The organism is Pseudomonas fluorescens group sp., from assembly GCF_020093335.1.
Lineage (GTDB): Bacteria > Pseudomonadota > Gammaproteobacteria > Pseudomonadales > Pseudomonadaceae > Aquipseudomonas > Aquipseudomonas petroselini.
In genome coordinates this window covers 1-14,263 of the sequence record NZ_JAIOKW010000068.1, presented here as the reverse complement: position 1 = coordinate 14,263, position 14,263 = coordinate 1, and the positions used below count along the sequence as shown (strand labels likewise).

12 protein-coding genes are annotated in these 14,263 nt (G+C 64.2%); all 12 read left to right on the top strand.

What is annotated here, in order from left to right; all coding sequences use genetic code 11:
* Positions 1–259 precede the first annotated feature (259 nt).
* Positions 260–928 (top strand): haloacid dehalogenase type II, encoded by a 669-nt coding sequence (locus K7431_RS30325; protein WP_015884841.1) that lies wholly within the window; start codon positions 260–262, stop codon positions 926–928.
* A gap of 22 nt (positions 929–950) precedes the next feature.
* Positions 951–2,225: an NAD(P)/FAD-dependent oxidoreductase gene (locus K7431_RS30320; RefSeq protein WP_015884840.1), complete on the top strand. Its 1,275-nt coding sequence runs from the start codon at positions 951–953 to the stop codon at positions 2,223–2,225.
* Positions 2,226–2,320: 95 nt separating this feature from the next.
* Complete coding sequence (locus tag K7431_RS30315; RefSeq protein WP_015884839.1) at positions 2,321–3,958, top strand: ABC transporter substrate-binding protein; 1,638 nt, start codon at positions 2,321–2,323, stop codon at positions 3,956–3,958.
* A gap of 13 nt (positions 3,959–3,971) precedes the next feature.
* Positions 3,972–4,928: an ABC transporter permease gene (locus K7431_RS30310; protein ID WP_015884838.1), complete on the top strand. Its 957-nt coding sequence runs from the start codon at positions 3,972–3,974 to the stop codon at positions 4,926–4,928.
* On the top strand, positions 4,925–5,800 hold the full coding sequence (locus tag K7431_RS30305; RefSeq protein WP_015884837.1) for an ABC transporter permease: 876 nt from the start codon (positions 4,925–4,927) through the stop codon (positions 5,798–5,800). The genes K7431_RS30310 and K7431_RS30305 overlap by 4 nt, the downstream gene beginning before the upstream one ends.
* A 1-nt stretch (position 5,801) precedes the next feature.
* Positions 5,802–7,643 carry an ABC transporter ATP-binding protein gene (locus K7431_RS30300; RefSeq protein ID WP_015884836.1) on the top strand — a complete coding sequence of 614 codons (1,842 nt, stop codon included), beginning with the start codon at positions 5,802–5,804 and terminating at the stop codon, positions 7,641–7,643.
* Positions 7,640–7,948, top strand: a complete 309-nt coding sequence (locus tag K7431_RS30295; RefSeq protein WP_015884835.1) for a (2Fe-2S)-binding protein — start codon at positions 7,640–7,642, stop codon at positions 7,946–7,948. Before K7431_RS30300 ends, K7431_RS30295 begins: the two co-directional genes overlap by 4 nt.
* Positions 7,930–9,309: an FAD/NAD(P)-dependent oxidoreductase gene (locus K7431_RS30290; RefSeq protein WP_015884834.1), complete on the top strand. Its 1,380-nt coding sequence runs from the start codon at positions 7,930–7,932 to the stop codon at positions 9,307–9,309. The genes K7431_RS30295 and K7431_RS30290 overlap by 19 nt, the downstream gene beginning before the upstream one ends.
* On the top strand, positions 9,306–10,457 hold the full coding sequence (locus K7431_RS30285) for an NAD(P)/FAD-dependent oxidoreductase (RefSeq protein WP_015884833.1): 1,152 nt from the start codon (positions 9,306–9,308) through the stop codon (positions 10,455–10,457). Before K7431_RS30290 ends, K7431_RS30285 begins: the two co-directional genes overlap by 4 nt.
* Complete coding sequence (argE, locus tag K7431_RS30280; RefSeq protein ID WP_015884832.1) at positions 10,457–11,614, top strand: acetylornithine deacetylase; 1,158 nt, start codon at positions 10,457–10,459, stop codon at positions 11,612–11,614. The genes K7431_RS30285 and argE overlap by 1 nt, the downstream gene beginning before the upstream one ends.
* Before the next feature lie 117 nt (positions 11,615–11,731).
* Complete coding sequence (locus K7431_RS30275; protein WP_015884831.1) at positions 11,732–13,192, top strand: NAD-dependent succinate-semialdehyde dehydrogenase; 1,461 nt, start codon at positions 11,732–11,734, stop codon at positions 13,190–13,192.
* 20 nt (positions 13,193–13,212) lie between these two features.
* The coding region (locus K7431_RS30270; protein ID WP_224316764.1) for a tartrate dehydrogenase at positions 13,213–14,263 on the top strand (1,051 nt) is incomplete at its 3' end.

The following is a 14,263-nucleotide window of genomic DNA, read 5'->3' as shown; positions in this document are numbered from 1 at the left end:
GTCCTTAAGCCCTCACCCCACAAAGTCCCCCCAAAAGCCCCCTAAAAGCGCACAAACAAAGGCCCTGCCCAAGCCTGGCGCGCACCGCAAAGTCTGCTGAGCCCAGCCACCAAAACGGTGGTTTGTATTGAGCACAGGTCTTTTTAGACGGCATATGCTGATTTCACAGTGGTGTAATGAACCTGTGCTGCAACGAGGCCGACGCGCCGCCAGGGCAGCGAACGCTTGCCACACTCAACTGACTTCAGGACCGCACTCAATGAGCTTTCTTCGTCCCAAATTCATTACGTTCGACTGCTACGGTACGCTGACCAACTTCCATATGGGCACCATGACCCGCGAGCTGTTCGCCGATCGCATCAAGCCCGAGCAGATGGACCAGTTCGTCAAGGACTTCTCAGCCTATCGCCTCGACCAGGTGATGGGTGACTGGCGTCCGTATGACGAAATCCTCAAGACCGCCCTGGCCCGTACCTGCAAGCGCTGGGGTATCGATTATCGCGAAGAAGGCCAGCTGTATTACGACGCCGTACCGACCTGGGGCCCTCATGCGGACGTACCGGCCGGTCTGTCGAAGATTGCCGACAAGATTCCCCTGGTGATCTTCTCCAATGCCATGGACAGTCAGATCATGTCCAACGTCGACAAGCTCGGCGCGCCGTTCCATAAGGTGTTCACCGCCGAACAGGCCCAGGCCTACAAGCCGCGCCTGGCGGCCTTTGAGTTCATGCTCGACAACCTCGGCTGCGGCCCGGAAGACATCTTGCATGTGTCGTCCAGCTTCCGTTATGACCTGATGTCGGCCCATGACATGAAGATCAAGCACAAGGCATTCGTTGCCCGTGGCCATGAAGTCCCGGCCAATGCCTTCTACGGTTACCAGCAGATCACCGATATCGGTGGGTTGCCGGCGTTGGTCGGCCTGTAAACGCGCACCTTGAGGGTAAGACATGGGCAGTGAATCCTATTGGCTCGACACCGCACCGGCTTTTACCGGTGCCCAGCTGGGCGGCTTGCCCAAGCAGGTCGATGTGGCTGTGGTCGGCGGTGGGTTCACCGGCCTGGCGGCGGCGCGGGCGTTGGCGCGTAAAGGCGCGAGTGTGGTGGTGCTCGACGCCGGCCGTGTGATCGGTGAAGCCTCGGGGCGTAACGGTGGGCAGTGCAACACCGGGGTGGCCCAGGACTATGCCGGGCTGCACGCCAGCCTCGGTGCCGCCAAGGCGCGTGCCTATTACCAAGCCTATGAAAGCGCGGTGCAGAGCGTGGTTTCGCTGGTCGAGCTGGAAGGGATTGCCTGTGACTTGGTGCGCAACGGCAAGCTCAAGCTGGCGGCCAAGCCGATGCATTACGAAGGCCTGGCCCGCACCTGCGAGCTGATTCGCCAGGAGGTGGATGCCGATGTCGAGCTGCTCAGCGCCGAACAGACCCATGCGGAAGTCAACTCGGCGCAGTTCCATGGCGGCTTGCTGCAACGCAACGGCGTGCAGATGCACGTCGGCCGCTTTGGGGTCGGTCTGGCCGAAGCGGCGGCGCGGCGTGGCGCGATGATTTACGAGCACACCGCCGTCAAGGACTGGAAGGCCCAGGCCGGTGGCTATCAGGTCAACACCGTCAAGGGCTCACTGCACGCCGGGCAAGTCCTGCTGGCGACCGGCGCTTGCCAGCATGGCGACCTGGGCTGGTACCGCCGCCGGATTGTGCCGGTGGGCAGTTTCGTCATCGCCACCGAAGTCTTGCCCCAAGCGCTGATCGACCAGTTGCTACCCCGGCACCGGGCTTATGTGACCAGCCGCATGATCGGCAACTACTTTCGCCTGACCCCGGACAACCGTCTGCTGTTTGGCGGGCGTGCCCGGTTTGCCATGTCCGACAGCGTCTCCGACGCCAAGAGCGGCAAGGTGCTGCAGGCGGCGATGCTGAACATGTTCCCGCAGTTGGCGCACGTGAAGATCGACTACTGCTGGGGCGGCCTGGTGGACATGACGTCCGACCGCCTGCCGCGCGCCGGCCAGCATGGCGGCGTTTTCCACTCCATGGGCTACAGCGGCCATGGTGTGCAGATGTCGGTGCACATGGGCCAGGTGATGGCTGAGGTCATGGCGGGCAATGCGGCGGCCAACCCTTGGCGCGAACTGGAATGGCCGGCGATCCCCGGGCATTTCGGCAAACCCTGGTTCCTGCCGTTCGTGGGGGCGTATTACCGGTTCCAGGATTATTTGCACTGAGTTGCCGTTGTTGCGTCACCGTCGTTTGTGTTTCCAGGACGCTCCGGACATCCGTGAGCACTCGATTCTTCCGATTATCGACAGGTAGCCTTGATATGACTGACAACAAAAATACACCCGAGCTCATCTCCGGCCATGACAGCCTGCGGGTGTTCGAAAGCCTCAACCGTGGCATGTCGCGCCGCAACGCCCTGCAAATGCTCGGGGTGGCCGGTGTGGCAGCGGCCGGGGCGGGCAGCCTGTTTGGCGCCGCCGGCAAGCTGTTCGCCGATGAAGCGGCCGCCGAGGGCAAAGGCAAGCCAGGCGGCAAGATCCGCGTGGCGGGCATGTCCAGCTCCACCGCCGACACACTCGACCCGGCCAAAGGCGCGCTGTCCACCGACTACGCCCGCCACTACATGTTCTACAACGGCCTGACCCGCTTCGATAAGCACCTGGTGCCGCAACTGGAGCTGGCCGAGCGCATCGACAATACCGACGCCACCGTCTGGACCATCACCCTGCGCAAAGACGTGACCTTTCACAACGGCAAGGCCCTGACCGCCGCCGACGTGGTGTTCTCGCTGAACCGCCACAAAGACCCGCTCACCGGCTCCAAAGTCATGCCGCTGATGGAGCAGTTCGCCGAGATCAAGGCCAGCGGTCCGAACGAAGTACAGATTCGCCTCAGCGCGCCCAACGCCGAGCTGCCGTCGATCCTGGCAGTGTCGCACCTGCTGATCGTGCCCGAAGGCACCACCGATTTCGGTAAAGGCATCGGCACCGGACCGTTCACCGTGGGCGAGTTCAAGCCAGGCGTGCGTTCGATTGCGGTGCGCAACAAGAATTACTGGAAACCGGGCCTGCCGTACCTCGACGAAATCGAATTCATCGCCATCGCCGACGAGCCCTCGCGAGTCAACGCGCTGCTGTCGGGCGACGTGCACATGATCAACGAGGTCAACCCACGCTCCACTACGCGCATCGCCGCCAGCGCCAAACACCGGGTCGTGGATGCACCGTCGGGCAACTACACTGACTTGATCATCCGTCAGGACCAACTGCCCGGCAAAAGCCCTGAGTTCACCCAGGCGATGAAACTGTTGCTGGACCGTGAGCAGGTCAAGTCCGCGGTGTTCCGTGGCTTTGCCGTGGTCGGTAACGATCACCCGATTGCACCGGGTTCGCGCTACTTCAACACCGACTTGCCGCAGACGGTCTACGACCCGGAAAAAGCCAAGTTCCTGCTGAAGAAGGCCGGCATGGAAAGCATCACCATGCCCGTCATGGCCTCGCCGGCCGCCACCGGTTCGGTGGACATCGCCGTGCTGCTGCAGCAATCGGCGAAACAGGCCGGGCTCAAGCTCGACGTGAACCGCCTGCCCAGCGACGGCTACTGGTCCAACCACTGGATGAAGCACCCGTTGAGCTTCGGCAACATCAACCCACGGCCGAATGCCGACGTGATGTTCTCGCAGTTCTTCCAGTCCAAGGCGCCCTGGAACGAGTCTGGCTGGCAGAACGACCAGTTTGACCAACTGCTGATGCTGGCCCGTGGCGAAACCGACGACGCCAAGCGCGCCAAGATGTATGGCGACATGCAGACCCTGGTCCACGACCATTGCGGGATCGGCGTGCCGGTGTTCATCAGCAACATCGACGGTGTAGACCAGCGCATCAAGGGCTATGGCAGTAACCCGCTGGGCGGTTTCATGGGCTACATGTTCGCCGAGCAGGTGTGGTTGGACGCGTGAGGAGGGCAGTGCGATGAATAGCAATACACTGTGGTTGATCGGCCGGCGCCTCGGCGCCGGTGTCGTGACCTTGTTGATCGTGTCCATGGTCGTGTTCGCGATCACGGCCGTGCTGCCGGGGGATGCGGCGCAACAATCCCTCGGCCAGTTCGCGACCCCTGAACAGGTGGCGGCACTGCGCCTGAAACTGGGGTTGGACCAACCCGGTGTGCTGCGTTACCTGCACTGGCTGATGAGCCTGCTCACCGGCGACATGGGCGTGTCGGTCTCCAACGCCATGCCGGTGGGTGAACTGATGGCCGGCCGGGTGCCCAACACCCTGATGCTGGCGGGCGCTACGGCGCTGGTCTCGGTGCCGGTGGCGCTGATACTCGGCATCGGCTCGGCGATGGGCCGGGGCGGGCGTATCGACAGTTGCCTGAGCTTTGTCACCTTGGCGATGGTCGCCGTGCCGGAGTTTCTGGTGGCGACCCTGGCCGTGCTGATTTTCGCGGTCAACCTTGGTTGGCTGTCGGCGCTGTCGTACGCCAGTGACATCACCTCACCGCTGCAATTCATGCGCACCTACGCCTTGCCGGTGATGACGCTGTGCTGCGTGATCGTCGCGCAAATGGCGCGCATGACCCGCGCGGCGGTGATCGACCAACTCGACAGCCCCTATGTGGAAATGGCCCGCCTCAAAGGCGTGAGCCCGATCCGCATTGTGCTGCGCCACGCCTTGCCCAATGCGATCGGGCCGATCGCCAACGCCATCGCCCTGAGCCTGTCGTACCTGCTGGGCGGGGTGGTGATCGTCGAAACCATCTTCAACTACCCCGGCATCGCCAGCTTGATGGTCGATGCCGTGACCAACCGTGACATGGCCTTGGTGCAGGCGTGCACCATGTTGTTCTGCGCGGCTTACCTGGGCCTGGTGCTGCTCGCCGACCTGTGCGCGATCCTCTCCAACCCGAGGCTGAGAAACCAATGAACAACCTCATTGCGAAGTCCAAGCCTGTGTCTTCCGCCCTGGCCCTGGCCAAGGTGTCCAGCGGCCCGTCCTGGCTGGGGCTGTTGGGGGGCGCGGTCTGCGTCGCCTGGCTGCTGGTGGCGCTGCTCGGCCCCTGGCTGGCCCCCCACCCGGTGGGTGAAGTGGTGTCCGACAACATCTTCGAAGGCTTCAGCCTTGCGCACCCGTTCGGCACCGATTACCTGGGCCGTGACATGCTCAGCCGCGTGCTGGTCGGTGCGCGGTTCACCGTCGGCCTGGCGCTGGTAGCGGCGTTGCTGGCCAGCTTCTTCGGCACCGGGTGTGCGCTGCTGTCGGTGGTCTCGCCCAAGTGGCTGGACGAAATCATCAGCCGCATCATGGACGCGTTCATCTCGATCCCGAGCAAAATGCTCGCGCTGATCATGGTCTCGGCCTTTGGTTCATCGGTGACCCTGCTGATCTGCACCGCCGTGATCAGCTACATCCCTGGCTCGTTCCGCGTTGCCCGCAGCATGGCGGTCAACATCGAGGCCCTGGAATACGTGCAGGTCGCGCGTACCCGTGGCGAACGCCGGTTGTACGTGGCGTGCATGGAGATCCTGCCGAACATGCTCAACCCGGTATTGACCGACCTGGGCCTGCGTTTCGGCTACATCGTCTTGTTGCTCAGCGGCATGAGTTTTCTCGGCCTTGGCGTGCAACCGCCGGACGCCGACCTCGGTTCGCTGGTGCGGGAAAACATCGGCGGCCTCAACCAGGGCGCGCTGGCTATCATCATTCCGGCACTGGCCATCGGCACGCTGACCATCGGTGTGAATCTGCTGATCGACTATATGTCGTCCCGACGTAGTCGACGCACGGGAGGCCATTGAAATGACCGAATTGATTCGCGTCGAAGACCTGCGCGTGGTCGCCTGTGGCGAGCACGGCGAGGTAGAAATCGTCAAAGGCGTGAGCTTTTCCCTGGAAAAAGGTGAAGTGCTGGCGCTGATCGGTGAGTCCGGCTCGGGCAAGACCACCATCGCCCTGGCATTACTGGGGTATGCACGGCGTGGCTGTCGGTTGTCCGGCGGTGTGGTGCAGGTGGGTGAGCACGACATGCTCGCCTTGAGCGAAAAACACCTGCAAGGCCTGCGTGGTAACCGTGTGTCTTATATCGCGCAAAGCGCGGCTGCGGCGTTCAACCCGGCCAAACGACTGATCGACCAGGTGGTGGAGGGGGCCCTGATCCATGGCCTGGGCACCCGCGCCGAATTGCATGCCAAGGCTATCGGGCTGTTCCGCGACCTGGCCCTGCCGGACCCGGAACGCATCGCGCGACGTTACCCGCACCAGGTGTCCGGTGGGCAACTGCAACGGGTAATGGCGGCGATGGCGCTGATCAGCGACCCGCTGCTGGTGGTGCTTGACGAGCCGACCACGGCGTTGGACGTGACCACCCAGATCGACGTGCTGCGCGCCTTCAAGCGTGTGGTACGCGAGCGCGGCGCCACGGCCGTGTACGTCTCCCATGACCTGGCGGTGGTCGCGCAAATGGCCGACCAGATTGTGGTGCTCAATGGCGGGCAGGTTCTCGAGCACAGCGCCACGGCACCGCTGCTCAAGGCTCCGGCCCACGAATACACCCGCAGCCTGCTGGCGGCCGCACGGCCGGACACCACCATTCGCCCGCCCTGCGGGATTGCCGAAGAGGTGCCGCTGCTGACCATCACCGGCCTCACCGCCGGTTACGGCAACAAAAACATGCACGGCATGCCGTCGATCCGGGTGCTGGAAGACATCGACCTCACGGTGCGCCGTGGCCAGGCCATCGGGGTGATCGGCGAGTCGGGCTCCGGCAAGTCGACCCTGGCGCGCGTGGTGGCCGGGCTGTTGACCCCGGCCCTTGGCGGTCTCACGTTCGACGGCCAGGCCCTGGGTGGCAGCCTGTCCGAGCGCACCCCGGAACAATTTCGCCGGATCCAGATGGTGTTCCAGAACGCTGACACCGCCCTCAACCCCATGCACAGCGTGGCGACCATCCTCAGCCGCCCGCTGAAGATGTATTTCGGCCTCAAGGGCGCCGCGTTGAAGGCGCGCATCGATGAGTTGCTGGACCTGGTACGCCTGCCGCGCGACATGGCCGAACGCCGCCCGAATGAACTGTCCGGCGGGCAAAAGCAGCGGGTCAACCTGGCACGGGCGCTGGCGGCCAAGCCCGACTTGATCCTGTGCGATGAAGTGACCTCGGCCCTCGACACCGTGGTCGGTGCGGCGATCCTCGAACTGCTGCGCGACCTGCGCCAGCAACTGGGCGTGTCCTATCTGTTTATCAGCCATGACATCTCCACCGTGCGGGCGCTGTGCGATGACATTGTGGTGATGTACAGCGGCCACAAAGTGCAGGCCGGCAGCCGCCAGTCGTTTGCCGAACCGCCGTTCCACCCCTACACCGACCTGCTGATCCACTCGGTGCCCGAGTTGCGCCAGGGCTGGCTGGAAACCTGCGGCACAAGGTGCGAAACGCTGCCGGCGATAGGCGAGCGGGCCAACGTGCCGGAACTGTGCACCTTTCTCAATCGCTGCCCGGTGCGCGTCGATGGCCTGTGCAATCGCACCGCACCGAGGCGTCGCACCCTGGACAACGGCAGTGAGGTCCTCTGCCACCACGACAGCGCCCAGTTGCTGAATACCCAGCAGGGCGTCACTACCCTCACTTTGGGAGCCTATGCATGAAAGGGCGTTTTGTGAGGCTGGCCGAACAGGGCCGGCCGACGGTCAGCCTGACGGTGGATGGCGCACCCATCCAGGCCCTGCAGGGCGATACCCTGATGGTCGCGCTGCTGACCCAGGGCAACGCGTTGCGCCAATCGGAATTCGACAGCGGGCGCCGCGCCGGTTTCTGCCTGATGGGTGCGTGCCAGGACTGCTGGGTATGGACCCGCAGCGGCGAGCGCCTGCGCGCCTGCTCCAATGAAGTCCGTGATGGGCTGGACATCGTTACCACACAACCGGAGGCGACATGGCCACTGCACGGGTAGTTATTGTGGGCGCCGGACCTGCCGGCGTGCGCTGCGCCGAAACCCTGGTGGCGGCCGGAATTAAGCCGATCCTGATCGATGAAAACCGTCGCGACGGCGGGCAGATCTACCGCCGTCAGCCAGACGGTTTTACCCGCGACTACACCACGCTGTACGGCAGCGAAGCCGCCAAGGCCCAGGCCCTGCACCAGAGTTTCGACCGCCTGCGCGACGCCATCGACTACCGGCCCGACACCTTGGTGTGGAACCTCACGGCCGGGCAATTGTGCTGCGTGAGCCAAGGCCGCCACTGCACCGTGGATTACGACGCGCTGATCCTGTGCACCGGCGCCACCGACCGCTTGATGCCCATCGAGGGCTGGCAACTGGCGGGCACTTACAGCCTGGGCGGGGCGCAGATCGCCTTGAAAAACCAGGCCGTGTCCATCGGTCATCGCGTGGTGTTCATGGGCAGCGGGCCGTTGCTGTACCTGGTGGCCAGCCAATACGTCAAAGCCGGTGCCGAGGTGGCGGCGGTGCTCGACACCTCACCCCTGAGCCTGCGTCTCAAGGCCTTGCCGAAACTGCTGGCGCGGCCGGCCGTCCTGTTTACCGGGGTCAAGCTGCTGGCGCAGCTGTACCGCGCCAAGGTGGCGGTGCACCTGGGGATCAAGCCGCTGCAAGTCATGGGTGATGCCGCCAATGGCGTGGGGGGCGTGCGCTTCATCGCGGGTAACGGGCAGACCGTCACGGTGCAGGCCGATGCCGTCGCGCTGGGGTATCACCTGCGCCCGGAGACGCAATTGGGCGACCTGGCCGGCTGTGCCATGGCCTTTGACCAGGCCTCCAGCCAATGGTGGCTGGCCACGGACGAGGCCGGGCGCACCTCGGTGAAGGGGGTGTATGCGGCGGGTGACGGCGCGAAAATTCGCGGTGCGGATGCCGCCGAGCATGCCGGGCGCCTGGTGGCGCTGGCGCTGCTGGACGATCTTCAGCAACCGGTCGACAGCGGGCTGCGTGACGAACAAAAGCAAGCCCTGGCCGTGATGGACCAGTTTCGCCTCGGCCTGGCCCAGGCGTTTCCCTGGCCCAGCGCGCAGGCCAAGGCGTTGCCCGACAGCGCCATCGTGTGCCGCTGCGAGATGATCAGCGCCGGCGAACTGCGGCGCACCGTGAACGAGAAGGGCGCCTGTGAAGTCAATCGCGCCAAGGCATTCAGCCGCGTGGGCATGGGCCGTTGCCAGGGGCGTTATTGTTCACAGGCCGGGGCCGAAGTGATTGCCGCCGAGGCCGGGGTACCGGTGCAGGAAGTCGGTCGCCAGCGCGGTCAGGCACCGGTCAAACCCTTGTCGATGCTGATCACCGAGGAGGTGTCGTCATGAAGGTGCAAAAAGCCGATGTGGTGATTGTTGGCGGTGGTGTGATGGGCTCGGCGGCGGCGTTTTTTCTGCGCCGTCGCGGCCAGTCGGTGATCCTGCTCGAGCGCGACCAGATCGGCCAGTACGCCAGCGGGGTGAACTTCGGCAATGTGCGTCGGCAGGGGCGCTTCCTCGGCCAGTTGGCCTTGGCCAACCGCTCCTGGGCGCTGTGGAAGCGCCTGCCGGAACTGATCGATGATGACCTCGAGTTCATCCCCAGTGGGCATATGCGCGTGTGTTACCGCGAAGATGAAATCGCCGAGCTGGAGGCCTATGCGGCCGCGCCGGAAGCGGAGCAACTGGACCTGAAGATTTATCGCGGCGCCGAACTGCATCAGCGCTTTGGCTTCCTCGGCCCGGACGTCAAGGGCGGTTCCTATGCGCCCCACGATGGCCACGCCAACCCGCGTCTGGCCGCACCGGCGTTTGCCCGCGCCGCACGGCGCCTGGGGGCGCAGATCGAAGAACGCACCGAAGTCGCCGAGGTGCAGAAGGTCGGTGCCGACTTCCACGTCACCAGCACCGACGGTCGCCAGTTCCAGGCCGCACAACTGTTGATCACCGCCGGCGCCTGGGGCCAGAAGCTTTCGGCGCAGTTCGGCGAGCCGGTGCCGCTCGACACCCACGGCCCGCAGATGGCAGTGACTGAGCCGGTGCCCTACGCGCTGCCGACGGTGATCGGCGTGTACACCAAAATCCCCGAGGAAGTGATCTACTTCCGCCAGATTCCGCGGGGCAATATCGTCATCGGTGGCGGTTACCGCAGCAAGCCGGACATGCTCAACCGCCGCGCCTACGTGGAGCCGCGCAGCATCCTCAACCAGGTCAGCCAGATGCGTCGACTGCTGCCGGGCGTCGGCAACCTGAACATCATCCGCGTGTGGAGCGGCATCGAAGGCTACCTGCCGGATTCGCTGCCGGTGATGGGCCCCAGCGGCACCGTCGACGGCTTGTTCTATGCCTTCGGCTTCTGCGGCCACGGCTTCCAGCTCGGCCCGGGCGTCGGCGATGTGATGGCCGAGCTGCTCGCCACCGGCAGCACCAGTACCCCGATCGAGCCGTTCTCCATTGCCCGGTTCGCCCCACCTGCCGAGCAACGGAGCCAGGCCTGATGAAACCGCGTGTTCTTGAGATTCTCAAACAACTGATGGCCTTCGACACGGTGTCGTCGGAATCGAACCTGGCCCTGATCGACTACGTGCGCGACCTGTTGCTGACCAAGGGCATCGAATCCTTGATCGTCAAGGACCAGAGCGGCAAGAAGGCCAACCTGTTCGCCAGCACCGGGCCCAAGCAACAGCCCGGCGTGTTGCTGTCCGGGCACACCGACGTGGTGCCGGCAGCGGGGCAGGCGTGGACCTTTCCCGCCTTCGCCGCCACTGTGCAGGACGGGCGCATCTACGGGCGTGGCAGCTGCGACATGAAGGGCTTCATCGCCCTGGCCATCGACGCCCTGCTCGATGCCGCCGACCACACCTTGAACCGCCCGCTGCAATTGGCCCTGTCCCATGACGAGGAGATCGGTTGCGTCGGCGTACGGCGCCTGCTCGATGTTTTGCACCTGGCGCCGGTGCGCCCGTTTTTGTGCGTGATCGGCGAGCCGACCAACATGCAGTTCGTACTCGGCCACAAGGGCAAGGGGTCTTACCGCACCTACTGCCGTGGCCAGGAAGCGCATTCGTCGTTGGCGCCGCGTTCGGTCAACGCCATCCATGTGGCCTGCGACTTTATCGCCGCCCTGCGTGAGAGCCAGCAGCAATTGCAGACGCGTGGCGCCCAGGACTCCGACTACGACGTGCCCTACAGCACCGTGCATGTCGGGCAGATTGTCGGCGGCAAGGCGCTGAACATCGTGCCTAACCTGTGCAGCCTGGATTTCGAAGTGCGCAACCTGCCGGCAGACGATCTGGATCAATTCCTGGACCAGATGCGCGAGCGTGCCGAGGTGATCGTGCGCGAGGCGCAGAAGCTGTCCAGCGCGGCGGCCATCGAGATCGAAACCATCAACGTCTACCCCGGCCTCGACACCCACCCCAGTGTCGAAGCGGTGCGCTTTCTCAAGCAATTCGCCGCGCCGGGTACCGGCACCGCCAAGGTGTCGTTCGGCACCGAAGGTGGCCTGTTCAAGCAGCGCCTGGACGTGCCGGTGGTGGTCTGCGGGCCGGGTTCCATCGAGCAGGCGCACAAACCCGACGAGTTTATCGAGATCAGCCAGATGGACGCGGGCGAGCGCTTTTTGCAAGGTTTGCTCGGATCATTGAAGGCCTAGCAGAGCCTGCCGTCCTGCGCCCAATTACAGCACGGCACGCTGCTTTAACCGCGCTTTCGGCATCCTCGTCCGTGGCACCTCCCTAGACTGGAGCGTGTCTCGGATCAGGACTCGACCATGCTCAAGAATCGCTTGCAAGACCCCAGCCTGCTGGCTGAACTCGCCTACGTAGATGGCCAATGGATCGCTGCCGACAGCGCGGCCACCCTGGACATCCGCGACCCTGCCACCGGCCACGTGCTGGCCCAGGTCCCGGCCATGGACGCGGTTGACACCCGCCGCGCCATCGAAGCCGCCGAGCGTGCCTGGCCCGCCTGGCGCGCCCGCCCGGCGGCTGAACGCGCGGCGCTGCTGGAACGCTGGTACCAGGCGATGATCGACAACCTCGACGACCTGGCGCTGATCATGACCTGTGAGCAGGGCAAACCGCTGAACGAAGCCCGTGGCGAAGTGCGCTACGGCGCCGGTTTCGTCAAATGGTTCGCCGAGGAAGCGCGGCGGGTCTACGGTGAAACCATGCCGGCCCCCAGCGGCGACAGGCGCCTGCTGACCCTCAAGCAACCCGTGGGCGTGTGCGCCGCCATCACCCCGTGGAATTTCCCCAATGCGATGATCACGCGCAAATGCGCGCCGGCGCTGGCCGCCGGGTGCCCGATCATCGTCAAACCGTCGGACCTGACGCCGCTGTCAGCGCTGGCCCTGGCGGTGCTGGCCGAGCGCGTCGGCATTCCTGCGGGCGTGTTCAATGTCATCACCGGCTTGCCTGCGGGCATCGGCGAAGAGCTGACGGGCAACCCGGCGGTGCGCAAGATTTCCTTCACCGGCTCGACTGCCGTCGGCCGCCTGCTGATGCGCCAGAGTGCCGAACACATCAAGCGCCTGAGCCTTGAATTGGGCGGCAACGCGCCGTTTATCGTGTTCGACGACGCCGACCTTGAGCAGGCAATCGCTGGGGTGATGCTGAGTAAATTTCGCAACGCCGGGCAAACCTGCGTGTGCGCCAACCGCATCCTGGTGCAAGACGGCATCTACGCACGTTTCGCCGCGCGCCTGGTGGAAGAGGTGGGCAAGCTCAAGGTCGGCAACGGCCTGGAAGACGGCGTGACCATCGGCCCGCTGATCAACCCGGCGGCGGTGAACAAAGTCGCGCGGCATATCGACGACGCCCTGAGCCAAGGCGCCCAGCTGCTGTGCGGCGCGATCCCAAGTGGCGACAGCCAGTTCGTGCAACCCACGGTGCTCGGCGACACCCACGTCGGGATGTTGCTGGCCAATGAAGAAACCTTCGGCCCGGTGGCGCCGCTGATGCGCTTTACCGACGAGGCCGAGGCGCTCGCCCTGGCGAATGCCACGCCGTACGGCCTGGGCGCCTACTATTTCACCCAGGACCTGCAGCGCTCGTGGCGCTTCGGCGAAGCGCTGGAATTCGGCATGGTCGGGCTCAACACCGGGATCATCTCCATGGAAGTCGCGCCGTTTGGCGGCATCAAACAATCCGGGCTGGGCCGCGAGGGCAGCAAGTACGGCCTGGACGAGTACCTTGAAGTCAAAGCCTTCCATATCGGCGGCTTGAACTGACAATGAGCGAGGCGGAATCGATGAGCAAGGCATTCAGAATCGCCGCGATTGCCGGCGATGGCATTGGCAAGGAAGTATTGCCCGAAGGGCTACGGGTACTGGAACAGGCGGCCAACATCTGGGACCTGAACCTGAGCATCGAAGTGCTCGACTGGGCCCACTGTGATTATTACCTGGAACACGGGCAGATGATGCCCGAAGACTGGTTCGAACAGCTTAAGGGCTTCGACGCGATTTACTTTGGCGCGGTGGGCTGGCCAGACAAAGTCCCGGACCATATTTCCCTGTGGGGCTCGCTGCTCAAGTTCCGCCGCGACTTCGACCAATACGTGAACATCCGCCCGGTGCGCTTGTTCCCTGGCGTACCGTGCCCGCTGGCCGGGCGCGAGCCGGGGGACATCGACTTTGTGGTGATCCGCGAGAATACCGAGGGGGAGTACTCGTCGGTAGGCGGCAAGATGTTCGAAGGCACCGCGTATGAGTTTGTGCTGCAGGAGTCGGTGTTCACCCGGCGTGGGGTTGACCGCATCCTCAAGTTCGCCTTTGACCTGGCGCAGACCCGCCCGCGTAAAAAACTGACGGCGGCGACCAAGTCGAACGGGATCTCCATCAGCATGCCTTACTGGGACGAGCGTACTGCGCTGATGGCGGCGAATTATCCGGAGGTGGCGTGGGACAAGCAGCACATCGACATCCTGTGCGCGCGGTTTGTGCTGCAGCCGGACCGGTTTGACGTGGTGGTGGCGTCGAATCTGTTTGGCGACATTTTGTCCGACCTGGGGCCGGCGTGTGCGGGGACCATTGGGATTGCGCCGTCGGCGAACCTGGATCCCGAGCGGCGGTTTCCGTCGTTGTTTGAGCCGGTGCATGGGTCGGCGCCGGATATTTATGGGCAGAATATTGCGAACCCGATTGCGATGATTTGGTCGGGGGTGTTGATGTTGGACTTTTTGGGGAATGGGGATGGGCGGTATCGGGCGGCGCATGATGGGATTTTGCGGGCTATCGAGGGGGTGATTGCGCAGGGGGTGGTTACGCCGGATTTGGGGGGGACGAGGTCGACTCAGGAAG

What these genes read in the sequence shown, in the direction of transcription:
- K7431_RS30315 (WP_015884839.1), top strand. Translation starts at nt 2,321, where the DNA reads ATGACTGACAACAAAAATACACCCGAGCTCATCTCCGGCCATGACAGC.
- K7431_RS30320 (WP_015884840.1), top strand. Translation starts at nt 951, where the DNA reads ATGGGCAGTGAATCCTATTGGCTCGACACCGCACCGGCTTTTACCGGT.
- argE (WP_015884832.1), top strand. Translation starts at nt 10,457, where the DNA reads ATGAAACCGCGTGTTCTTGAGATTCTCAAACAACTGATGGCCTTCGAC.
- K7431_RS30325 (WP_015884841.1), top strand. Translation starts at nt 260, where the DNA reads ATGAGCTTTCTTCGTCCCAAATTCATTACGTTCGACTGCTACGGTACG.
- K7431_RS30290 (WP_015884834.1), top strand. Translation starts at nt 7,930, where the DNA reads ATGGCCACTGCACGGGTAGTTATTGTGGGCGCCGGACCTGCCGGCGTG.
- K7431_RS30285 (WP_015884833.1), top strand. Translation starts at nt 9,306, where the DNA reads ATGAAGGTGCAAAAAGCCGATGTGGTGATTGTTGGCGGTGGTGTGATG.
- K7431_RS30305 (WP_015884837.1), top strand. Translation starts at nt 4,925, where the DNA reads ATGAACAACCTCATTGCGAAGTCCAAGCCTGTGTCTTCCGCCCTGGCC.
- K7431_RS30300 (WP_015884836.1), top strand. Translation starts at nt 5,802, where the DNA reads ATGACCGAATTGATTCGCGTCGAAGACCTGCGCGTGGTCGCCTGTGGC.
- K7431_RS30295 (WP_015884835.1), top strand. Translation starts at nt 7,640, where the DNA reads ATGAAAGGGCGTTTTGTGAGGCTGGCCGAACAGGGCCGGCCGACGGTC.
- K7431_RS30275 (WP_015884831.1), top strand. Translation starts at nt 11,732, where the DNA reads ATGCTCAAGAATCGCTTGCAAGACCCCAGCCTGCTGGCTGAACTCGCC.
- K7431_RS30310 (WP_015884838.1), top strand. Translation starts at nt 3,972, where the DNA reads ATGAATAGCAATACACTGTGGTTGATCGGCCGGCGCCTCGGCGCCGGT.